Source organism: Cellulosimicrobium sp. NPDC030954 (assembly GCF_055571305.1).
On the sequence record NZ_JBVIFN010000013.1, the window covers coordinates 63,886 to 87,126 of the forward strand.

The window sequence follows — 23,241 nt, forward strand, 5'->3', positions numbered from 1 at the left end:
CTGGGTTATACAACCGTGACGAGCAATGTTCGGCTTTTGCTTGACGCTCGACAAAAGTGCCCCTACGTTGTCATCCATGCGAGCCGACGACGTCGCGCAGGACGTGCGTACCCCGGTGCTGGACCCGGGTGCCCACCTCCCCGGAGCGACCACGACAGGGGCCCCTGCCGCCCGTTCGACCTTCCCCGCCAGCGCTCCCGACGAGGGCGGTCTGCCGGCCTCCGGCTACCGCGCGGGGATCCTCGGTGCGGGATTCATGGGTGGCGTCCACGCGCGGGCCGTGCGCACCGGTGGCGGTCGGGTCGTGAGCGTCGCGGCCGCGGACCTCGAGATCGCCCGCGCGGCCGCGCCTGGCCTCGGGGCCGAGCGTGCCGTCGCCACGGCGGAGGAGCTGCTCGCCGACCCCGAGGTCGACGTCGTGCACGTGTGCACGCCCAACCACCTGCACGTCCCCCTCGCCCGCGCAGCGCTCGCGGCGGGGAAGCACGTGGTGTGCGAGAAGCCGCTCGCGACCGACGTCGAGGGCGCGGTCGAGCTCGCGGGGCTGGCCGCCGAGGCGCGGGCCGCCGACGGCCGGGTCGCCGTCGTGCCGTTCACCTACCGGTTCCACGCCATGGTGCGCGAGGCGCGCGAGCGCGTGCGCCGCGGCGAGGTCGGCACCGTCTCGCTCGTGCACGGCTCGTACCTGCAGGACTGGCTCCTGCGGGACTCGGACGACAACTGGCGCGTCGACCCCGCGCTCGGCGGTGCGAGCCGGGCCTTCGGGGACATCGGCTCCCACTTCTGCGACCTGCTGGAGTTCACCACCGGGCACCGCATCGCCCGGCTCGTCGCGCAGTCGGCCACCGTCAACCCGCACCGCCGGGGGGCGGACGGCGTCGTGCACGCGGTGGCGACCGAGGACGCCGTCACGCTCCAGTACGTGACGGACGGCGGGGCGCTCGGGACCGCGGTCATCTCCCAGGTGTCGGCGGGCCGCAAGAACCGCCTCTACCTCGAGATCTCCGGCTCGGAGTCGACGCTGTCGTTCGACCAGGAGCAGCCGGAGATGCTGTGGGAGGGCCGCCGCGACGGGTCGCGCCTCCTCGTGCGCGACCCCGAGACGCTCTCCCCGGCCGCCGCCCGCTACTCGCGCCTGCCCGCCGGGCACGCCCAGGGCTACCAGGACTGCTTCGACGCGCTCGTCGGCGACACGGCGGCGGCGATCCGCGGCGACGTCCCGGACGGCCTGCCCACGTTCGACGACGGCCTGCGCGCCGCCCGCCTCGCCGCGGCCGTGGGCGAGTCGGTGCGCTCGGGCGGCTGGGTGGAGGTACCGGCATGACCGCGACGACCACGCGCGAACCTCGGCCGCCGACGGCGGGGGAGGGCGGCGACGGGCCGATCCTGCGGCTGCGCGGCATCGGCAAGGAGTTCTTCGGCAACTCCGTGCTGCGCGGCATCGACCTCGACGTGCGGCCGGGCGAGGTGCACGCCCTCGTCGGCGAGAACGGCGCCGGCAAGTCGACGCTCATGAAGATCATCGCGGGCGTGCACCGCCCCGACGCGGGCACGATCGAGCTCGACGGCGCGGACACCACCTTCGCGTCGCCGCTCGCGGCGCAGCACGCGGGCGTCTCGACCGTCTTCCAGGAGTTCAACCTCCTGCCCGAGCGCTCGGTCGCCGAGAACGTCTACCTCGGACGCGAGCCGCGTCGTGCGGGTCTCGTCGACCGCCGGCGGATGCACGCGGACACGACGGCGCTCCTCGCCGACCTGGGCCTCACCGGCCTCGCGTCGTGGACGCGCGTCGGCTCGCTCTCCGTCGCGCAGCAGCAGATCGTCGAGATCGTCAAGGCCGTGTCCTACGACGCGCGCATCATCTCGATGGACGAGCCGACGGCGGCGCTCGCCGACCAGGAGGTCGAGCTGCTCTACGAGCTCGTCCACCGGCTCAAGGAGCGCGGCGTCGCGATCCTCTACGTGTCGCACCGCCTCAAGGAGATCTTCGACCTCTGCGACACCATCACGGTGCTCAAGGACGGCAACCACGTCCTGACGACCCCGACGGCGGACATCGACCCCGACCGGCTCGTGCGCACGATGGTCGGCCGCGACTTCGCCGGGTACTTCCCGGACAAGGACCCCTCGACCGTCCCGGGCGAGGTGCGTCTCGCGCTCGAGGGCGTCGGCAACACGCAGGTCGACGACGTGTCGCTCGAGGTGCGCGCGGGCGAGATCGTCGCGCTCGCCGGCCTCCAGGGCTCGGGGCGCACGGAGATCGCGCACGGCATCTTCGGGATCGCGGGCTTCACCCGCGGGCGCGTGCTCGTCGGCGGCACGCCGGTCGACGTGCGCTCGCCGCGCCAGGCGGTGCGCGCCGGGCTCGCGCTCGTCACCGAGGACCGCAAGGCGGAGGGCCTCGCGCTCGGGCAGTCGATCCTCGCGAACGCGCGGCTCGTGCTCGACGCCGTCGTGCCCGGCCAGGCGGACCGCCGCGCGAAGCGCATCCCCGGCATCCTCTCCTCGCTCGAGCTCGTCGCGAGCTCGCAGGAGGCCGAGGTCCAGTACCTGTCGGGCGGCAACCAGCAGAAGGTCGTCCTCGCGAAGTGGCTGGTCACCGACCCGCAGGTCATCGTCCTCGACGAGCCGACGCGCGGCATCGACGTCGGTGCCAAGCGCGCCGTCTACGACCTCATGCGCGAGCTCACCGCGAGCGGCGTCGCCGTCCTGTTCATCTCCTCCGAGCTCCCCGAGGTCGTCGCGATGGCCGACCGCGTGCTCGTCATGCGCGACGGCCGCCTCGCGGGCGAGCTCCCCGCCGGCAGCGACGAGGAGACCGTGATGGCCCTCGCCACGGGCGCGGGGGAGGACACCTCGGGCGAGCACGTCCAGGTCGACCTCGAGGCTCTCGCCGACGCCGACGACCTCCCGGGCGCCGAGCCCGCCACCACGCCGGACGGACCGCCCGCGTCCGCCCAGCACCCCACCGACGGCCCGCAGGAGGACCGATGAGCACCGCGGTCGCGACCGCCGCCCCCACCGCGCGCCGCGCTCCCGCGCGTCGGCGCCGCCTGGGGTCGACGGAGATCGTCTACCTCGCCCTCGTCGGGATCCTCGTGATCGCCGGCGTCCTCGTCGCGGTCGGCGGCGGCAACCTGTTCAGCACCGCGAACACGGCGTACATGCTCACGCAGACGAGCCTCCTCGGGTTCGTCGCGATCGGGCAGACGTTCGCGATCCTGTGCAAGTCGCTCGACCTGTCCGTCGGGTACGTCGTGGCGCTCAGCTCGATCGTCGGCGCGACGACCATGGCGGGCGACCCGTCGCGGGTCTGGCTCGGCGTCCTCGCGGCGGTGGGCGTCGCGGCGGTCGTCGGCCTGGTCAACGGTCTCGTCATCGCGAAGCTGCGCGTCAACGCGTTCATCGCGACGCTCGGCGTCGGCCTCATCATCAAGGGCTACCTCGACACGCAGTTCAAGGGCCCGGCGGGCGAGGTGCCCGCCTCGTTCCAGATGTTCGGGTACACGCGCGTCGGCCCGGTGCCGGTCTCGACGATCGTCATGCTGGTCGTCGCGGCGGTCGGCGTCGTGCTCCTCACGCGCACCCGGCCGGGCTACCACATGTTCGCGGTCGGCGGGAACACCGACGTCGCGCGGCTCTCGGGCATCCGGACCGACCGGACCCTGGTCCTCGCGCACGTGCTGTGCTCGGTCTGCGCGGGCGTCGCGGGGCTCCTCATCGCCGCGCGCTTCGGCACCGGCAACGCGCTCGTGTACTCCTACGGCCTCGACCTCGACTCGATCGCGGCCGTCGTGCTGGGCGGCACGCTCCTCATGGGCGGGCGCGGCTCGATCGTCGGGACCGTGGGCGGCGTCCTCATCCTCGCGGTGCTCGACACGGTGTTCAACGTCCTCGACGTCGACCCGTTCTTCAAGGACGTCCTGCGCGGCGTCATCATCATCGCCGCCGTCGCGCTCTACGCCCGGCGCCAGATCGACCCGGCAAGCAGCCGGGCCCGCTTCCGCCCGACCCGCACCGGAGGTGCGTCCGCATGACCACCGACACCACGCGCCGGACGATCCCCGCGCGCGCGCCGCGGGCCGGCTGGCTCGAGCGCCTCACCGCGGGCGGGAGCTGGACCGTGTTCGCGCTGCTCGTGCTCGTCTTCGCGGTCATCCTCGTGATGAACCCGTCGTTCGGCGAGCCCATGTCGCTCATGGCCTTCGTCAAGAAGGCGGCGCCGCTGGTCATCCTCGCGATCGGGCAGTACTTCGTCATCGTCTCGGGCGAGTTCGACCTCTCCGTCGGGTCGCTCGTGGGCGCCCAGGTCGTCATCGCCGCGAAGCTCATGGACGGCGAGGACTCGATGACGTGGCCCGTCATGGCGCTCATGATCGTCTTCGGCCTCGCGGTCGGCCTCGTCAACGGCCTCGTGACGACGCTCCTCAAGGTGCCGTCGTTCATCACGACGCTCGGCATGATGCTCGTGCTCTACGGCGCGATCCGGCTCTGGACGGGCGGCGCCCCCACGGGCGCGCTGACCGACGGCTTCCGGCAGTGGGGACGCGGGGGCATCCCCGACACGCCCGGCCAGTTCCAGGTGCCGTACGCGCTCATGGTCGTCGTGGTGCTCGGCGTCCTCGCCGCGCTGCTCATGCGCCGCCCGTTCGGCCGCACGCTCGTCGCCACCGGCGACAACGACGTCGCGGCCGGCTACGCCGGGAGCTCCGTCTGGTGGGTGCGCACGCGCGCCTTCCTCCTCTCGGGCTTCATGGCGACGGTCGCCGCGATCCTCATCGGCGGCTACGCGGGCGTCACCGCGCAGGTCGGGCAGGGCCTGGAGTTCATGGCCATCACGGCCGTCGTGCTCGGGGGCGTCGTGCTCGGCGGCGGGCGGGGCACCGTGATCGCCGCGATGGCCGGCGCGCTCACGCTCGAGGCGCTGTTCACGCTGTTCAACCAGCTCAGCCTCCCGTCGACGATCCGGCCCGCCGTGCAGGGCGTGATCATCATCGCGGCCGTCGCCTACGCCGCGCTGCCGCGCCGGTCGCGGCGCCGCGCGTCCACCCCCGACGCCCCGCCTGCCGCGGGGCCGACCCCCGCACCGAAGGAGCCCGCCCCCGCGAACGCCTGAGCACCGGCGCCCCGGCGGACTCCCGCCCGCGCGACCTCGACCACGCCCGACGACCCCACCTGAAGAAGTCCCCACCCTTCCGAGCTGTACCCCCTTCCCCCGCACGATGCGGGACGACGACGTCTCACCCTCAAGGAGAGAAGGACATGCGACGTACACGAGCACTCCTGGCCGGCGCGGCGGTGGCCACGCTGTTCCTCACGGCCGCCTGCACGACCGACGCGCCCACCGACCCCGGCGAGGGTGGCGAGACCTCGGCCGAGGAGAGCCCCGCGGACGAGGAGTCCGGCGGCGCCGACTCCGAGTGGTTCGTCCAGGCGGACTTCGACCGTCAGCTCGCCCAGCGCGAGGTCGTGCCCGAGGGCCCGGCCGACCAGCCGTGGCTCCAGGCGATCGAGCCCGAGTACGTGGACACGGCCGAGTACGCGAGCGAGGGCGGCGGCAAGACGCTGTGCTTCTCGAACGCGTCGGTGTCCAACCCGTGGCGCGTGACCGGGTTCATCACCATGCAGCAGCAGGTCGACGTCCTCACCGAGGAGGGCGTGATCGGCGAGTTCCGCGTCTCCGACGCCGCCGACGACGACAACAAGCAGATCTCCGACATCCAGGCGTTCGTCGCGGCCGGCGACTGCGACGCGATCGTCATCTCGCCGTCGACCACCGCGACCCTCACGCCCGCTGTCGAGGCCGCGTGCGAGTCGGGCAAGCCGGTCATCGTGTTCGACCGCGGCGTGAACACCGACTGCATGGTCACGTTCATCCACCCGATCGGCGGCTACGCCTACGGTGCCGACGGCGCCGAGTTCCTCGTCGAGAACCTGGACCCGGGTTCGAAGGTGCTTGCGCTGCGCATCCTGCCCGGCGTCGACGTGCTGGAGAACCGCTGGGCCGCGGCGGACAAGATCTTCTCCGACTCCGAGCTCGAGGTCGTGGGTGCGGAGTTCACCGGTGGTGACGGCGCGAAGATCAAGGACATCGTCACGCAGTACCTGCAGCGCGGGGACGTGGACGGCATCTGGATGGACGCGGGCGACGGCGCCGTCGCGGCGGTCGAGGCGTTCGAGGACGCCGGCAAGCCCTACCCGGTCTTCATGGGCGAGGACGAGATGAGCTTCCTGCGCAAGTGGAAGGACACGGACATGACCGCCCTCGGCGCCGTGTACTCGAACTTCCAGTGGCGCACCCCGATCCTCGCGGCGCAGATGATCTGGGCCGGCGAGCAGGTGCCGTCCGAGTGGGTCCTGCCGCAGTCGCCGATCGACGCCGAGGAGCTGGACGCGTACCTCGAGGCGAACAAGGACATGCCGTCGCTGCACTACGCGAAGTTCGGCGGCGAGGACCTGCCGGGCTTCCCGGAGGCATGGACCGACCGCTGACGGGAGCACTGACCGGACCGCTGTCCGGTCGTCCGTGCCGGGCCTGATGGGTCCGCAGAACCACCCGGTCCGACCCTCGCGGTCGGGCCACCAGGGGCCGCCCGGTCGTCGTCCGACCGGCCGGGCGCCCCGCCCGCCCGACGACGCGGCGGCACCTCCGCGCGGAGGTGCGCCGCGGCGTCGGGCACGCGGGCGGGACGGCCGTGCGTTCGGACCCGACGAGAGAGAGCGACGTGGCTCTTCCTTCCCCGACCCTGCCGCTGCGCCGTCGCGCGCTCGGCGTCAACACGTGGGTCTGGACCTCCCCGCTCACCGACGACGCGCTGCGCGGGATCGCGCCCCGGGTCGCGGGCTGGGGCTTCGACGTGCTCGAGCTGCCCGTGGAGAACCCGGGGGACTGGGACCCGGCGACCGCCGCGAGGGTCCTCGCCGACCACGGCCTGGGCGCCAGCGTCTCGCTCGTCATGGGCGAGGGTCGCGAGCTCGTCGCCGCGGACGCCGCGACGGTGCGCGCCACGCAGGACTACCTGCGGCACGTCGTCGACGTCGCGCGCACGGTCGGCGCCCCGGTGATCGGCGGCCCGGCGTACGCGTCGGTCGGGCGCACGTGGCGGCTGAGCCCCGCCGAGCGCGAGGCGGCGTACTCCGAGCTCGCCGAGAACCTGGCCCCGGTCGTCGAGCACGCGATGGCGGCGGGCGTCGTCGTCGGGCTCGAGCCGCTGAACCGCTACGAGACGAGCCTCGTCAACACCGTCGACCAGGGGCTGGAGGTCGTACGGCGCCTGCCCGCGGCCGGGATCGGCCTCATGCTCGACCTCTACCACATGAACATCGAGGAGACGGACCTGCCCGCGGCGGTCGCGCGCGCGGGCGAGCGCATCGCGCACGTCCAGGTGTGCGGCAACGACCGGGGCGCACCCGGCAACGACCACCTGGACTGGCCCGCCCTCCTCGCCGCGCTCGACGCGACCGGCTACGACGGACCCCTCGTCATCGAGTCCTTCACGGCCGACAACGCGACGATCGCCACGGCCGCCTCCATCTGGCGGCCGCTGGCCCCGACCCAGGACGCCATCGCCGTCGATGGCCTCGCCCACCTGAAGGGACTGATGCCCACGCCGGAGCACCCGTAGCCGTAGTCGACCCACGACCGCAGCGCCGGCACGCCGCGGGATGACGACCACCCTGCCCGGACGACGACGTCCGGGTCCGCACGTCATGCCCCTGGAGGCACCACGATGACCGCACGACGCCCACGCAGGGCGAGGTCCGTCGCGGCACTGACCATCGGAGCGCTCGCGTTCACGCTCGCGCCCGTCACGATGGCCAGCGCCGCCGACGACCCCGTCCCCGCGGACGAAGAGCACAAGGTACTCATCTTCACCAAGACGACCCAGTTCCGGCACAGCGAGGCGATCACGCAGGGCACCCCGGTGCTCGAGGCGGCGTTCGCCGAGGTCGGCATCGCGTCCGACCACACGGAGGACTCGACGGTCTTCAACGACGAGACCCTCGCGCAGTACGACGCCCTGGTCATGTTCCAGACGTCGGGCGACCCGTGGAACGCCGACGAGAAGGCGGCGCTGGAGCGCTACCAGCAGGCGGGCGGCGGCATCGTCGCGATCCACAACGCCACGGACATGCGCGGCAGCTACGACTGGTGGGACGACATGATCGGGGCGCTCATGCCCGGTCACGCCGCCACCGGCACCAGCCCCGGCCTGCCGGGCACGGTCCGCGTCGAGGACCGCACGCACCCGTCGACCGAGCACCTGTCCCAGCGCTGGACGCGCGCGGACGAGTGGTACAACTACTCGGCCAACGTCCGCGGCAGCGCGCACGTGCTCGCCACGATGGACGAGTCCACGTACGACGCGGGCAGCAACAAGATGGGCTACGACCACCCGATCTCGTGGTGCAAGCCCTACGACGGCGGTCGCGCCTGGATGACCGGCATGGGCCACTTCGGGGCGCACTACACCGACGAGCCCGACCTCGTGCAGCACATCGTCGGCGGTGTGCAGTGGGCCGCGGGCCTCGTCGAGGGCGACTGCGGCGGCACCGACTGGGGCTCGTTCGAGAAGATCGCGCTCGACTCCAACACGAGCGCGCCCTTCGGCATGGACGTCGCGCCCGACGGCCGCGTGTTCTACACCGAGCTCGTGCGCGGGCAGATCCGCGTGTACGACCCGCGGACGCAGAACACCACGACCGCCATCACCATCCCGGTGTACTCGGGCGGCGAGGACGGCCTGCTCGGCATCGCGCTCGACAAGGACTTCGCGGAGAACGGGTACCTGTACCAGTACTACGCGCCGGCGAGCTCGAACGACTCCGACCCGGCGAACTTCTTCAGCCGCGTCTCGCGGTTCACGGTCTCCTCCGAGGGGCCCGGCTCCACGGTGATCGACCCGGCGTCGGAGAAGGTGCTCCTCGAGATCCCGGCCGGGCGCCTGCCCGACGAGCCGGGTCACACGGGCGGCGGCCTCCTCGTCGACCACGAGACCGGTGACCTGTACATCGGCGTCGGCGACGACGTGAACCCGCACTCCGAGCCGTCGGGCGGCTACGCGCCGATCTCGGAGCGCGACGGCACGTTCCACGACGCGCGCGCGACGTCCGCGAACACGAACGACCTGCGCGGCAAGGTCCTGCGCATCCACCCCGAGGCCGACGGCACGTACTCGATCCCCGAGGGCAACCTGTTCGCCCCGGGCACCGAGAAGACGCTGCCGGAGATCTACGCGATGGGCTTCCGCAACCCGTTCCGGTTCACGATCGACGCGAAGACGGGCAACCTCGGCGTCGCCGACTACTCGCCCGACAACGGGTCGGACAACCTCGCCAACCGCGGCCCGGCCGGCATCGCCGAGTGGAACCTCATCAAGGAGCCCGGCTTCTTCGGCTGGCCGCTGTGCATGGGCAACAACGAGCCGTTCCGCGACGTCGACTACCGGACGAACCCCGTCACCGTGGGCGACTTCTTCGACTGCGACAACCCGGTCAACGACTCCGTGAAGAACACGGGCCTCACCGAGCTGCCCGCGGCCCAGCCGGCGGACCTCTGGTACGGCTACCAGCGCTCGTCCGTCCCCGGCGTCATCAACGCCGGCGGCGGCCTCGCGCCCATGGGCGGCCCGTTCTACCAGTTCGACCCGGAGCTCGACTCGGACACGAAGTTCCCGTCGTCGTACGACGGCAAGGCCTTCTTCTACGAGTGGGCCCGCAACAAGATGTACACGATCGACCTCAAGGACCCCGAGGCCGCGCCCGGCGCGACCGACGTCGAGAAGGTCAACCCGTTCCTCCCGCAGGAGCAGTTCCTCGCGCCGATCGAGTCCAAGTTCGGTCCCGAGGGCTCGCTCTACGTGCTCGACTGGGGCGGCGGCTTCGGCCGCGACAACCCGAACTCGGGCCTGCACCGCATCGACTACCTGTCGGGCTCGCGCTCGCCGGTGTCGAAGCCGGTCGCGACGCCGGACTCCGGTATCGCGCCGCTCGAGGTGACGTTCGACGGCACGGGGAGCACCGACCCCGAGGGCGAGGAGCTCACGTACGCGTGGGACTTCGACGGTGACGGCACCACGGACTCGACGTCCGCCGCGCCCAGCCACACCTACACCGAGAACGGCGTCTTCGACGCACGCCTCACGGTCACCGACCCCGCCGGCAAGGTCGGCACGGCGACCGTCCCGATCACGGTGGGCAACACGCGGCCCGAGGTCGACTTCGGCCTGCCGCCCACCGGCTCGTTCTTCAACTTCGGCGACGACATCACGTGGGACGTGTCGGTGACCGACGCGGAGGACTCGCCCGAGGGCGACGAGATCGACGACGAGCAGGTCATCATCCAGCCGGCGCTCGGGCACGACGCGCACGCGCACCCGGCCGAGCCGCTGCACGGCCGCACGGGCACCGTGGCGACGAGCCTCGGCGGCGGCCATGGCGAGGACATGAACGTCTTCTACGTGATCGACGCGCGCTACACCGACCGCGGCGGCGAGGGCGACGTGCCCGCGCTCACCGGGTCGGACACGACGCTGATCTTCCCGAAGAAGCGCGAGGCGGAGTTCCACACGACCTCCCAGGGCACCACGACGATCCCGAGCCGGGACGTCGAGGGCGGCGGCTCCGTCATCACCGGGTCCAACGGTTCCTGGGCGTCGTACGACCCCGTGAGCCTCTACGGCGTGCAGGCGCTGAACCTGCGCGTCGCGGCGGCGGCCGAGGGCACGATCGAGCTGCGTCGTGACGCGGCCGACGGCGAGCTCCTCGGCACGGCCGAGATCCCGCAGACCGGGCTCGGCACGTTCACGGACGTGGCCGTCGAGGTCACCGACCCGATGGAGCCGTTCACGCTCTACGTGGTCTTCCCCGGTGAGGGCGAGCGTCGCCTCAACTTCATCGAGGCCGACGGCAAGGGCGTCTCGGACACGACCCGTCCCCAGGTCCGCATCACGTCCCCCGAGGCGGGCGTCCGCCTCGAGCAGGGCGAGATGGCGGTCACCGCGGAGGCGGACGACACCGAGAACACCGTGACCCAGGTCGAGTTCTTCGTCGACGGCGAGTCGATCGGCGTCGACGACACGGCTCCGTACGAGGCCACGTGGAACCCCACGGCGGACAACTACTACGAGCTGACCGCCGTCGCCACGAACGACAAGGGCCTGTACACGCGCTCGCGCGTCGTCCTCGCCCAGGTCGGCGACCTCTTCGCGGGGATGAAGACCTTCACCAACGCGAACGGGACGTTCGAGCAGCTCGCCGAGGGCAAGTACCTCGTCACGTCGGGCGGCGCGAACATGTGGCAGGGCACCAACGAGTACTCGACCATCTACCGCGAGCAGGGCGCCGACGAGAACTGGTCGGCGACCGTGAAGATCAACAGCCAGGGCAACTCGGCCGGGTCCGCCAAGGCCGGGATCATCGTCCGCAACGACGTCACGCAGACGGCGAACTCGCAGGGCTACGCGGCCCTGGGCATGCGCCCGAGCGGGGGCTTCGAGTGGCTGCGCGGCAACTCCAGCGGGCAGCTCACGGCGTCGACCGGCGCGAGCACGACGAGCTACCCCGCGTGGGTGCGGATCGTGCGCGACGGCGACCTGTACACGGCCTCCTGGAGCAAGGACGGCGAGAACTTCACGCAGATCGGCGAGCCGCAGGCCCTGCCGGGTGCGGCGTCCGTCCAGGACGTGGGTCTCTTCGTCACGGCGCACAGCACGTCGGCGACGAGCGCGGTCGAGTTCCAGGACTTCGTGTTCGACGACGACCCGCAGACCGAGGAGCCCGGCGGCGGGAACCCGCCGCAGTGCCTCGCCGACTCGTCCGACGAGTTCGACGGCGACGCTCTCGACCCGCGGTGGACGGTCGTCCGCCAGGCCGAGGGCCAGCCGATCACGGTCGCCGACGGCCACGCCGTCCTGCCGGTCGTGCAGGGCGACATCAACGAGACCGAGACCGGGCCGATCAGCTACCTCGGTCAGTCCGCACCCGCCGGGGCGTGGACGCTCGAGACCAAGCTCGAGGTCCCGCTCGCCCGACACTGGCAGCACGCCGGACTCCTGGTCCACGTGAACGACGACGAGTACACCAAGCTCGCGTTCACCAAGAACCAGAGCGGCGCCCGCTTCCTCGAGTTCCAGACCGAGACCGGCGGTTCCCGGACGTGGCACGGCCAGACGGACGTCGCGACGGACTTCCCGTCGACGATCCACCTGCGCCTCGTCTCGGACGGCTCCGCCATCACGGCGGCGTACTCGGCGGACGGCCAGGCGTGGACGGCGCTCGCGGGCTCCGCGCCCGTGAAGCCCGACGCGACGTTCGGCGTCATGGCGGGCGGCGACACGGCGACCGCGGACTCGGTCGCGAAGGTCGACTACGTCCACGTCACGGGGAGCGAGCCGGACGACGGCGTGCGCGAGCCGAGCGACGAGTTCGAGGGCGACGCCCTCGACGGCTGCCGCTGGGACGCGATCGTCCGTTACGACGGGTCGAAGGTCGCCGTCGCCGACGGCGAGCTGCGCATCACGACCCAGCCGGGCGACATCAACGCCGGGAACAACGGCGACCCGCGCAACTTCGTCCTCCAGACCGCTCCGGAGGGTGACTGGGTCGTCGAGACGCGGTTCAAGGCGCCGCTCGTTCACCGGTGGCAGCTCGCGGGCCTCATCGCGTACGGCGACGACGACAACTACGTCAAGGCCGACGTGCTCGCGAAGAACGCACCGGGTGCGGCCCTCACGCTGGGCGCCGAGCTCGTCTCCGAGAAGGGCGGCCAGTTCGGCAACGGCGGCAACCGCCAGCTCGAGCTCGCCAGCTCGACCGAGTCGGGCTACTGGTACGTGCGCCTCGAGAAGGTGGGGAGCACCTACCAGGGCTGGGTCAGCGACGGCGGGGTGACCTGGACGCCGCTGGGCGCGCCGGTGACCAACGACGCGCCGCTGACCAAGGTCGGCCTCATGGCGATCGGCCCGGAGCAGGAGACGCCGGTCACCGTGGCGTTCGACTGGTTCCGACTCACGACGGAGTCCGAGCCGGAGCCGACGGTCGACGTCGAGGTCACCGCGTCCGCCCGCTGCCTCGCGGGCAAGGCGTACCTCGCGATCCGCGCGACGAACGTCGACGAGGCGCCCGTCGCGATCACCCTGACCACGCCGTTCGGCTCCAAGGAGTTCGGCGCGGTCGAGGTGGGCGGCAACGCCTACCAGTCGTTCGCGTCGCGTGCGACGTCGTTCGACGCGGGCACGGCCACGGTCACGGCGACGCTCGGCGACGTCACGACCGAGATCGAGGTGCCGTACGACGCCGTGAGCTGCGGCTGACGGCGGGCCGGTGACGGGCGACCCGCTCTCGTCACCGGCCACCGCGCCGGCCCGGCCTCGCGGCCGGGCCGGCGCACACCGAGCGGGACGACCACGGACAGGAGCGACAGGTGGCACAGCGCACCGCAGGACGGACGTCCGCGTCCCGGACGCCGACGGCCCAGGACGCCCGGAGGGGCTCCGGCCGCACGGGCGGCCCGACGACGACGCCCGCACGCTCCCGTCCGGCTGACCGGGGCGGTGCCGGCCGCCCCGTGCCCCGACCGCCGGCGCGCGTCCGCGCGCGCCGGTGGTTCGCGGGTCTCGACCCCTGGCGCCGGGTGCTGCTCGCCCTCGCCGCGCTCGCCGTCGTCGCGGTGGTGGTCGCGCTCGTCGTGTCGCTCACGCGCGGGACGTCGTCCGCGCCCGACGAGGGGTTCGTCGTCGACCCGGCGCGCGTCGCCGAGCTCGAGGCGGCCGAGGAGGCGCGCGACGCCGACAACCTCGTCGCCTCGATCGAGCACGCCCAGCACGTGCAGACCGAGCTCGTCCCCGTCCTGCACGGGCTGCACGCGGTGCTCCCCGTCGACGGCTCGACCGCGGTCCCGGCCGACCCGGCCGAGATCGCGGAGTGGCGAGCGACCGTCGACGGCCTCGTTGCCGAGACCGAGTCGCTCCAGAGCGGCTCGTCCGAGCACAACATCGTCCGCAACGGGATGCTCACCTCGCTCCGGCTCGTCGGCGACTCGCTCGACGCCGTCCGCCTCGCGACCGCCGCGGGCACGAGCGACCCGACCGCGGCCACGGACCTCTACGCCCTCGCCGGCGAGCTGCGCACCCGCGCCGTCGACACCTGGGGGCTCGCCGCGATCCAGCTCGACCTGCGCTCGACCGCCGGGGGACAGGGGCACGTCCACGTGTTCCTGCCCGTGCACCCGGACGACTCGCTCGACGGCGGCCTCGACCTCGGGCACGACGGCGGGCCGGGCGACGGTCACGACCACGACGACGAGGACGCGCACGACGACTGACCCGCCACCCGCGGCCCACCGGGCCGCCCCACCGACCTCCCGGTCGGGCGCCCTCCGGGGTGCAGGCCGAGCCCGACCGGGACCCTGACCGGAGCGCCCCGCGCGACGACGCGCGGACCACGACGCCCCACGACGCACCACGAGGAAGGAGAGCACGACCCGCGGCACGGCAACGTCGCCGAGCCGCACCGATCAAGTCTCAAGGAGGAGAAGTGACAGCACGACCTTCGAGAGGTCGGCGCCAGGGGGTCGCGGCGGTCACCGCCGCGGCCCTCGTCGCGCCGGCGCTCACCCTCGCGACGGCAGCCCCCGCCGCCGCGCACGACGAGTTCTCCGTCATGGTCTTCAGCAAGACCGCCGCCTTCCGGCACGGCTCGATCCCCGCGGGCATCGCGGCGATCCAGCAGCTCGGCACCGACCACCACTTCGCCGTGACCCCGACCGAGGACGCGGGAGCCTTCACGGACGAGAACCTCGCCCAGTACGACGCCGTCGTCTGGCTGTCCACCACGGGCGACGTCCTGAACGACGAGCAGCAGGCCGCGTTCGAGCGGTACATCGCCGCCGGCGGCGGGTACGCCGGCGTCCACGCCGCGTCCGACACCGAGTACGACTGGCCCTGGTACGGCGAGCTCGTCGGCGCGTACTTCAACAGCCACCCGCAGAACCAGGACGCGACGGTCGTCGTCGCCGACGACGAGCACCCCTCGACCGCGCACCTCCCGGCGTCCTGGGACCGGTACGACGAGTGGTACAACTACCGCGAGAACCCGCGCGGCCAGGTCCACGTGCTCGCGAGCCTCGACGAGTCCTCGTACTCCCCGGGGTCGGGCGCCATGGGCGCCGACCACCCGATCGCCTGGTGCCAGGAGTACGACGGCGGCCGGTCCTGGTACACCGGCGGCGGCCACACCGACGAGTCGTACACCGACCCGGCGTTCGTCCAGCACCTGCTCGGCGGCATCCAGACCGCCGCGGGTGCGGTCGACGCCGACTGCGGCGCGACGGTCGACGCCTCGTTCGAGCAGGTGACGCTCGCCAAGGGCGCGGTCAAGACGGGCGAGCCGATCGCCATGGCCGTCCTGCCCGACGGCGACGTCCTGCACACCTCGCGCGACGGGCGCGTCTGGTACACGACCGCCGACGCCACGACGGCGCTCGCGGGCACCGTCCCCGTGTACACCCACGACGAGGACGGCCTCCAGGGCGTCGCGATCGACCCGGGCTTCGCCGAGAACCGCTGGGTCTACCTCTACTACGCGCCCAAGCTCGACACGCCGCCCGGCGACGCGCCCGAGACGTCGGCCGACCCGGCCGCGTTCGAGGCGTTCGAGGGGTACAACCAGCTCTCGAGGTTCCGGCTCACGGAGCAGAACCTGCTGGACCTCGCGAGCGAGCAGAAGATCCTCGAGGTCCCGGCCGACCGCGGGCTGTGCTGCCACGCGGGCGGCGAGATCGACTTCGACGCCGAGGGCAACCTCTACCTGTCGACGGGTGACGACACGAACCCGTTCGCGTCGGACGGCTACGCGCCGATCGACGAGCGGGCGACCCGCAACCCGGCGTTCGACGCCCGCCGCAGCTCGGGCAACACGAACGACCTGCGGGGCAAGCTCCTGCGCATCACGGTCGCCGAGGACGGGTCGTACACGGTCCCCGAGGGCAACCTCTTCCCCGAGGGCGAGTACGAGGCCGGCAAGACCCGGCCCGAGATCTACGCGATGGGCTTCCGCAACCCGTTCCGCTTCGGGATCGACAAGGCGACGGGCGAGGTCCACCTCGGCGACTACGGCCCCGACGCGGGCGGCGCGAACGCGAACCGCGGTCCCGGCGGGACGGTCGAGTTCAACGTCATCTCCGAGGCGGGCAACTACGGCTGGCCGTACTGCATCGGCGACAACCTCGCGTACAACGACTACGACTTCGAGACCAAGGTCTCCGGTCCGAAGTTCGACTGCGCGGCGCCGAAGAACACGAGCCCGCACAACACGGGCCTCGTCGACCTCCCGCCGGCCGTGCCGGCGTGACAGCCGTACGACGGCGGGTCCGTGCCGGCCTTCGGCACGGGCGGCGAGTCCCCGATGGGCGCCGTCGTCTACGACTACGACCCCGCGCTCGAGTCGGAGACCAAGTTCCCCGCGTACTACGACGGCAAGCCGCTGCTCTACGAGTGGGACCGCGCGTGGATCAAGGAGGCGATCCGGAACGAGGACGGCAGCCCCGCGGGCTTCGTCCCGGCGCTGGAGTTCATGGACCTGCGCCGGCCGATGAACCTCGAGTTCGGCCCGGACGGCTCGCTCTACGTGCTCGACTACGGCGGCGGCTACTTCGGGGGCGACGCGCTCTCGGCCGTCTACCGGATCGACTACGTGCGCGGGGGCCGCTCGCCCGTCGCGCAGATCGACGCCTCGCCGACGAACGGCCAGGCGCCGCTCGCGGTGTCCTTCGACGGCACCGGGTCCTCGCACCCGGACGGCAAGGAGTTCACGTACGCCTGGGACCTCGACGGTGACGGCGAGACCGACGCCACCGACGCCCAGGTCTCGCGGACGTTCACCGAGAACGGCCGGCACGAGGTACGGCTCACCGTGACCGACGCCGACGGCAAGCAGGGCGTGGCGACCACGACCATCACCGTGGGCAACACCGCGCCCGAGGTGACGCTCGAGCTCCCGGCCGACGGCCAGTTCTTCGACTTCGGCGACCAGGTCCCGTTCCGGGTCACGGTCACCGACGCCGAGGACGGCGCTCAGGTCGACTGCAGCCGCGTCGTGGTCGAGTACATCCTCGGCCACGACAACCACGGGCACCCGCTGTCCAGCGCCACGGGCTGCGAGGGCGTCCTCACGACCGCCAAGGACGAGGGGCACGGCCTCGACGCGAACATCTTCGGCGTCGTCAACGCGACGTACACCGACGGCGGGGGCGCCGACGGCGTGCCCGCGCTCGCGTCCGACGACGAGGCCGTCCTGCACACGCGCACCAAGCAGGCCGAGTACTTCACCGACAGCCAGGGCGTCCAGGTCGTCGCGAAGGACATCTCCGAGGGTGGCAAGCAGCTCGGGTACATCGCGGCCGGCGACTGGTTCGCGTTCGACCGGATGAACCTCGCGGGCATCGACTCGATCTCCGCGCGGTACAGCTCGGGCGGCTCCGGCGGCGTGCTCGACGTGCGGGACGGTGCCGTGGACGGCCCGCTCCTCGCGACGCTCACGCTGTCGCCGACCGGGGCCTGGGACACACCGGCGCGCACGCAGGCGGTCCCGGTCACCGACCCGGGCGGCACGCGCACGCTCTACTTCGTCGCGCGCTCGACGACGGGGGCGACGGGCGACATGTTCGACGTCGACTCCGTCACCTTCACGGGCCGGGGCGCGGCGAACAACGTGGCCCCGGTCGTCGGCTCCGTGACGGCGACGCCCGCCACGGGCGACGCGCCGCTCGACGTCGCGTTCGCCGCGCAGGCCACCGACGCCGACGGCGACGCGCTCACGTACGCGTGGGACTTCGGCGACGGCGGCACGGCGACGGGCGCGACCGCGCAGCACACGTACACGGCGGCCGGGAGCTACACGGCCAAGGTCACCGTGAGCGACCCGTCGGGCGCGCACGCGACCGGCACCGTCGCGGTCTCCGTGTACGGCACGCTCGAGTGCACCGAGCCGGACCCGCAGCGCGGGCCCGAGGACGAGTTCGAGGGCGAGGCGCTCGACGGCTGCCGCTGGGACGTCGTCGACCTCCGCCCCGACCTCGCCCAGGTGCGCGACGGGAAGTGGGTCGTGCGCACGACCGACGCCGACTTCGCCGGCACCGGCAACCAGCGCGTGCCGAACATCATCACGACCGACCAGCCGGGCGACTCCTGGACGGTCGAGACGAAGATGACGGCCTCGTTCGCGAACCAGTACCAGCAGGGCGGCCTCATCGTCCGCGCGTCGGAGTCCGACTACGTCAAGCTCGCCGTGGTCCAGCACCCCGGCGGCCTGCGCGTCGAGCTCCGCAGCGAGATCGGCGACGTCGTGCAGTCCACGAACGGCGACGTCCTCGACATCGCGAAGCCCGTCTACGGCGAGTACCTGCTGCGCCTGTCGCGCGACGGCGACTCGTTCACCGGGTCGTACTCGCTCGACAACGGGCAGACCTGGGTCCCCACCACGCGCGCGGTCACGCACGCGGGGCTCGGCGACGCGGGCGTCGGCGTGTTCGCGCTCGGCAAGAGCGCGGGCGCGAACCAGATCGACGTCGCGTTCGACCACGTGCGCGAGGTCGACGGCAGCGGCGTCCCCGTGTGCGAGGACGTCACCGCGAGCGACACGTTCGACGGCAGCGGGTCCGGCCTCGGCCTCGACCCGTGCCGCTGGTACGTCGTCAACGCCGACCCGTCGCGGCTCGCCGTCGCGGACGGCGCGCTGCAGCTCACCACGACCGACGACGACGTGTACGGCGCGACGAACTCCACCGTGCCGAACATCGTCCGCTCGACGGTCGTGACGGGCGACGAGTGGACCGTCGAGACGACGGTGCGCGCGGACCTCACGCAGAACTACCACCAGGGCGGCCTCATGGTCTACAAGGACCAGGCCAACTACGTGAAGGTCGGCGTGATCCACAACGGCGGTGCCGCCGGGACGGTCGGCTTCGAGCTCCGCAGCGAGAAGGGCGACGTCGTGCTGCAGCCGCAGCCCAGCGCCGGCTCGCTGCCGCGCGAGGCGGACGGGACGTACCACGTGCGTCTCGCCCGGTCCGGCGACACGTTCGTCGGCTCGTGGTCGCTCGACGGCGAGCAGTGGACCGAGCTTGCCGCCGTGACGAACGACCAGCTCGACGGGATCGGGGTCGGGCCGTTCGCGCTCGGCAAGAACCAGACCCAGCCCACGGTCGTCGCGTTCGAGGACTTCGTCCTCGCGGGCGAGGTGGTCGAGCAGCCGCTCGACGTCACGACCGAGGTCCAGGTCCGGTGCCTCGCCGGCAAGGCGTACGTCGCGGTGCGTGCGACGAACGCCGACGGCGTCCCGGTCGACGTCACTCTGACGACGCCGTTCGGCACCAAGGCGTTCACCGGCGTCCAGCCGGGCGCCTCGGCGTACCAGTCGTTCGCGGCCCGGGCGACGTCCGTCGAGGCGGGCGTCGTGGGGATCGCGGCGACCGGCGACGGTCGCACGTTCGCGGCCGACGTCGCGTACGACGCCAAGAGCTGCGGCTGACGCCGTCGTTCGGACAGCAGGCCGAGGGCCGGTCGGGGATCTCCCCGACCGGCCCTCGGTCGTGCGGGGTCAGGCGCGGGGGAGGGCCATGACGACGTCGGAGTGCGTCTCGCCGCCGACCACGTAGGTGCGCCCGCCGACGACGTCGAACCCGTGCTTGCGGTAGAACGCCTGCGCCCGGGCGTTGAGACCGTTCGTGCCGAGCCACACGGGCAGTCCGGGGCCGAGTCGGGCGGCCGCCCCGGTCGTCGCCGTCATGAGCACGCTCGCCACGCCCTTGCCCTGGGCCGCGGGGTGCACGTAGATCTTCGAGAGCTCGACCGCCTCGCCCGCTCCCACCGCCGCCGCGACGTCCGGGTCGTCCGGCACGCCGCGGACGAGGAGCGCGTAGCCGAGGAGGGGCGCGGCGTCGTGCTCGTCGAGGGCGTCCGCCGCGACGTCGTCGCACGCCGGCTCGACGAGGAGGAGCGCGTGCGCGGCGCTCGCGGCCCACGCACGGAACCGCTCGGGCGAGAGCTGCGTCGCGACGTGCTCGGCGATCGCGTCGGGCGACGTGCCCGGCGGGCACGCGAGCGGGAACGTCAGGGCCGCGAGCCCGGCGAGGGCGGGTGCGTCGTCGGTCGTGGCACGCCGCACGCGCACGGCCGGCGCGGCGGGGGAGCGGTCGTCGGGCATGCCCGCGAATCTACGCCCCGCCACGGACGGAGCGGCCGGCCCGCGCCCAGGGTCCGGCCTGTTCCGGGCATGATGGTCGGGTGACGCGCATCGACCTCAACGCCGACCTCGGCGAGGGCTTCGGCCGCTGGACCCTCGCCGACGACGAGGCCCTGCTCGGCCTGGTGACCAGCGCGAACGTCGCGTGCGGGTTCCACGCGGGCGACCCCACGACGGTGCGCACCGTCACGCGGGACGCCGTCGCCCGGGGCGTGCGGGTCGGCGCGCACGTGAGCTACCGCGACCTCGCGGGCTTCGGGCGCCGCTTCATGGAGGTCGACCCCGTCGAGCTCGCCGACGACGTCGTCTACCAGCTGGCCGCGCTCGACGGCTTCGCGCGGCTCGCGGGGGACCGGGTGCGCTACGTCAAGCCCCACGGCGCCCTCTACAACGCGATCGTCCACCACGAGGCGCAGGCGCGCGCCGTCGTCGACGCGGTCCGCGCCTACGACCCCACGCTCCCCGTGGTCGGCCTGCCCGGGTCCGCCGTCCTGCGCCTCGCGGACGCCGCGGGGCTCCCCACGGTGCGCGAGGCGTTCGCCGACCGGGGCTACCTCCCCACGGGCGAGCTGGTCCCGCGGGGCCGGCCGGGCGCCGTCGTGCACGACGCCGAGCAGGTCGCCCGTCGCGTCGTCGGGCTCGTCACGTCCGGCACCGTGCTCGCCGCGGACGGCACGCGCCTGCGGGTCGAGGCCGACTCGGTGTGCGTCCACTCCGACACGCTGGGCGCCGTCGGGCTCCTCGGTGCCGTGCGCGCCGCGCTCGAGGCCGCCGGGGTCGAGCTGCGCCCCTTCGCCGAGGCCGGCCCGGGCGCGCGCGAGGGCACCGTGCCGTGACGGGCACCGTGCACGCGTTCGGGGAGACGGCGCTGCTCGTCGACCTGCCCGACCTGGCGGCCGTGCGGTCGCTGCACCGGGCGCTCGCGGCCGACGTGCCGCCCGGGGTCGTGGACGTGGTCCCGGCCGCGCGCACGGTCCTGGTCCGGTGCGCGGCGCGCGGCGACGTCGCGGGCGCCCGAGCCTGGGTCCAGGAGGCACTGCTCCGCGCGTCGTCCGACGACGCGCCCCTGCCCGCCGGTCCCGCGGTGGAGATCCCCGTGCGCTACGACGGGCCCGACCTGGACGACGTCGCCCGCTGGGCAGGGGTGAGCGTCGAGGAGGTCGTCGCCCGGCACTCCGGACGCGAGTACGAGGCGGCGTTCGGCGGTTTCGCACCGGGCTTCACCTACCTCGCGGGCGTCGACCCCGTCATCGCGGCGCCGCGCCTCGCGACCCCGCGCACGCGCGTCCCCGCGGGGTCCGTCGCGCTCGCGGGCGAGCTCACGGCGGTCTACCCGGCCGCGTCCCCGGGTGGGTGGCGCCTGCTCGGCCGCACCGACGTGGCGATGTTCGACGTCGACCGCGACCCTCCGGCGCTCGTCGCGCCCGGCGCGCGGGTCCGGTTCGTGCCGTCCCGGTCCGTCGTCGCGGCGGCGCCCGCGCGGCAGGGCGGCGAGCCGTCGACGGGGACGGCGGACGCGAGCGGCGAGCTCTTCTCCGGGGCGGCACCCGCGAGCGGCGAGCCGTCCTCCGGGGCGGCACCCGCGAGCGGCGAGCCGTCCTCCGGGGCGGTCGTGCCGGGCGCCGGGAGCGGCCCTGCCCTCGAGGTGGTCGCGACAGGTCCGCTCGTGCTCGTCGAGGACACCGGCCGTCCCGGCCTGGCGGCGGTCGGCGTCGGCCCGTCGGGGGCGGCGGACCGTTCCTCGCACGCGCTCGCGAACCGGCTCGTCGGCAACCCGGCGAGCGCCGCGACGCTCGAGGTCGCCCTCGGCGGGCTCGCGCTGCGGTTCCGGGGGACCGCGACGGTGGCGCTCACCGGGGCGACGGTCCCCGCCACGGTCGACGGGACCCCCGTGGGCATGAACGCGCCCGTCCGGGTGCCCGACGGCGCCGTGCTGCGGCTGGGTCTGGCGGCGCGCGGGCTGCGGACCTACGTCGCCGTCCGAGGTGGGGTCGTCCCGGACGCCGTGCTCGGGTCACGGTCCCGGGACGTCCTGTCCGGGCTCGGGCCGTCCCCGCTGCGGCCGGGGGACCGCGTGCTGATCGGCCCGGTGCCGACGGGCACGTGGCCGCCCGTCGACGTCGCGCCGGTGCGCCACGTCCCCGGCGTCCCGCGACCGGGCGAGCGCGCCGGAGCGCTGCTCGAGATCCTCCCGGCACCGCGCGACGACTGGTTCCTGCCGGGCGCCTGGCAGGCGCTGCGGGCCCTGCGGACCGTGAGCGCGGACAGCGACCGCGTCGCGCTGCGGCTCGACGGGCAAGCCGTGCCGCGCCGCGCGGGGGAGCTGCCGTCCGAGGGGCTCGTCCGCGGGGCGGTGCAGATCCCGCCCGACGGTCGGCCCGTCGTGTTCCTCGCGGACCGTCCCGTCACCGGTGGCTACCCCGTGATCGGGGTGCTGCGGGAGGACGACGTCGACCGCGCGGCCCAGCTCCGCCCGGGGGACAAGGTCGTGCTCCGGGCGGCACGACGCGCGTGACCCCGTGTGCGGGGCGGCGCCCTGACGGCGCGCGGGTCGCGCCGGTCGTCCCGGACGAGGCCCCGACCTGGGCGGGGACACGAGACCGGGCTCGCGAGGCTGTGTGCCGGGTCACCCGGAGCTGGCTTGACCCTGGCGCGACGAGCCGCGTAATGTTCTGGATGTCGGCCCGACAGGGAGGAACAGACACCGCCTCGAACGATCGAGGGTGGCTGGTCCCGGGGTCGAAACCCTTCCACCGCATGGCGTAGGATGTTTTCCTGCCCGCGACGAGGAAGACCACGGTGACTGGATCACGGCGAACAGCCGGGGTTGAGGAGCCGGGGAAGACCTGGTAAGGTTGAAGGGTTGCCCCAAGCGAGGTTCTGCCCGGTCGGGTGGTGCTGAGTTGGTGTGTGTCGGTTGTTTGAGAACTCAACAGTGTGCTTGTTAGTCAATGCCAATTTTTGTCCCTGTGGCATGGCTGGCTGTTCTTGCCCGTCCGG

The 23,241-nt window shown here is 73.1% G+C and carries 13 protein-coding genes; 12 read left to right on the plus strand and 1 reads right to left on the minus strand.

Annotated features, from left to right (window positions below):
- The first annotated feature begins 76 nt into the window (after positions 1–76).
- The 10 genes from ACZ402_RS18600 (at position 77) to ACZ402_RS18645 (ending at position 19,527) form a co-directional block, all read left to right on the plus strand.
- On the plus strand, positions 77–1,324 hold the full coding sequence (locus ACZ402_RS18600; protein ID WP_375825653.1) for a Gfo/Idh/MocA family protein: 1,248 nt from the start codon (positions 77–79) through the stop codon (positions 1,322–1,324).
- Positions 1,321–2,994, plus strand: a complete 1,674-nt coding sequence (locus ACZ402_RS18605; protein ID WP_375825654.1) for a sugar ABC transporter ATP-binding protein — start codon at positions 1,321–1,323, stop codon at positions 2,992–2,994. Before ACZ402_RS18600 ends, ACZ402_RS18605 begins: the two co-directional genes overlap by 4 nt.
- A complete protein-coding gene (locus ACZ402_RS18610; RefSeq protein WP_375825655.1) occupies positions 2,991–4,037 on the plus strand; it encodes an ABC transporter permease in 1,047 nt (348 codons plus the stop codon). The genes ACZ402_RS18605 and ACZ402_RS18610 overlap by 4 nt, the downstream gene beginning before the upstream one ends.
- A complete protein-coding gene (locus tag ACZ402_RS18615) occupies positions 4,034–5,116 on the plus strand; it encodes an ABC transporter permease (RefSeq protein WP_375825656.1) in 1,083 nt (360 codons plus the stop codon). The genes ACZ402_RS18610 and ACZ402_RS18615 overlap by 4 nt, the downstream gene beginning before the upstream one ends.
- A 146-nt stretch (positions 5,117–5,262) precedes the next feature.
- Positions 5,263–6,492 carry a substrate-binding domain-containing protein gene (locus ACZ402_RS18620; RefSeq protein WP_375825657.1) on the plus strand — a complete coding sequence of 410 codons (1,230 nt, stop codon included), beginning with the start codon at positions 5,263–5,265 and terminating at the stop codon, positions 6,490–6,492.
- Positions 6,493–6,725: 233 nt separating this feature from the next.
- Positions 6,726–7,625: a sugar phosphate isomerase/epimerase family protein gene (locus tag ACZ402_RS18625; RefSeq protein ID WP_375825658.1), complete on the plus strand. Its 900-nt coding sequence runs from the start codon at positions 6,726–6,728 to the stop codon at positions 7,623–7,625.
- A 105-nt stretch (positions 7,626–7,730) separates the two neighbouring features.
- The gene (locus ACZ402_RS18630) at positions 7,731–13,313 is read left to right on the plus strand and encodes a ThuA domain-containing protein (RefSeq protein WP_375825659.1); all 5,583 of its coding nucleotides are present in this window, start codon (positions 7,731–7,733) and stop codon (positions 13,311–13,313) included.
- Positions 13,314–13,567: 254 nt separating this feature from the next.
- Positions 13,568–14,323 carry a hypothetical protein gene (locus tag ACZ402_RS18635; RefSeq protein WP_375825661.1) on the plus strand — a complete coding sequence of 252 codons (756 nt, stop codon included), beginning with the start codon at positions 13,568–13,570 and terminating at the stop codon, positions 14,321–14,323.
- Positions 14,324–14,535: 212 nt separating this feature from the next.
- The gene (locus ACZ402_RS18640; RefSeq protein WP_375825662.1) at positions 14,536–16,350 is read left to right on the plus strand and encodes a ThuA domain-containing protein; all 1,815 of its coding nucleotides are present in this window, start codon (positions 14,536–14,538) and stop codon (positions 16,348–16,350) included.
- A gap of 21 nt (positions 16,351–16,371) precedes the next feature.
- Positions 16,372–19,527 carry a PKD domain-containing protein gene (locus ACZ402_RS18645; RefSeq protein WP_375825663.1) on the plus strand — a complete coding sequence of 1,052 codons (3,156 nt, stop codon included), beginning with the start codon at positions 16,372–16,374 and terminating at the stop codon, positions 19,525–19,527.
- A gap of 69 nt (positions 19,528–19,596) precedes the next feature.
- On the opposite strand, the gene ACZ402_RS18650 is transcribed toward ACZ402_RS18645, so the two are convergent.
- Positions 19,597–20,202 carry a GNAT family N-acetyltransferase gene (locus ACZ402_RS18650; protein WP_375825664.1) on the minus strand — a complete coding sequence of 202 codons (606 nt, stop codon included), beginning with the start codon at positions 20,200–20,202 and terminating at the stop codon, positions 19,597–19,599.
- A gap of 80 nt (positions 20,203–20,282) precedes the next feature.
- Here ACZ402_RS18650 and ACZ402_RS18655 point away from each other — a divergent pair, with 80 nt between their 5' ends.
- Complete coding sequence (locus ACZ402_RS18655) at positions 20,283–21,077, plus strand: LamB/YcsF family protein (RefSeq protein ID WP_375825665.1); 795 nt, start codon at positions 20,283–20,285, stop codon at positions 21,075–21,077.
- Positions 21,074–22,756, plus strand: coding sequence for a 5-oxoprolinase subunit B/C family protein (locus tag ACZ402_RS18660; RefSeq protein ID WP_375825666.1), 1,683 nt, complete (start codon positions 21,074–21,076; stop codon positions 22,754–22,756). The genes ACZ402_RS18655 and ACZ402_RS18660 overlap by 4 nt, the downstream gene beginning before the upstream one ends.
- Positions 22,757–23,241: the final 485 nt, after the last annotated feature.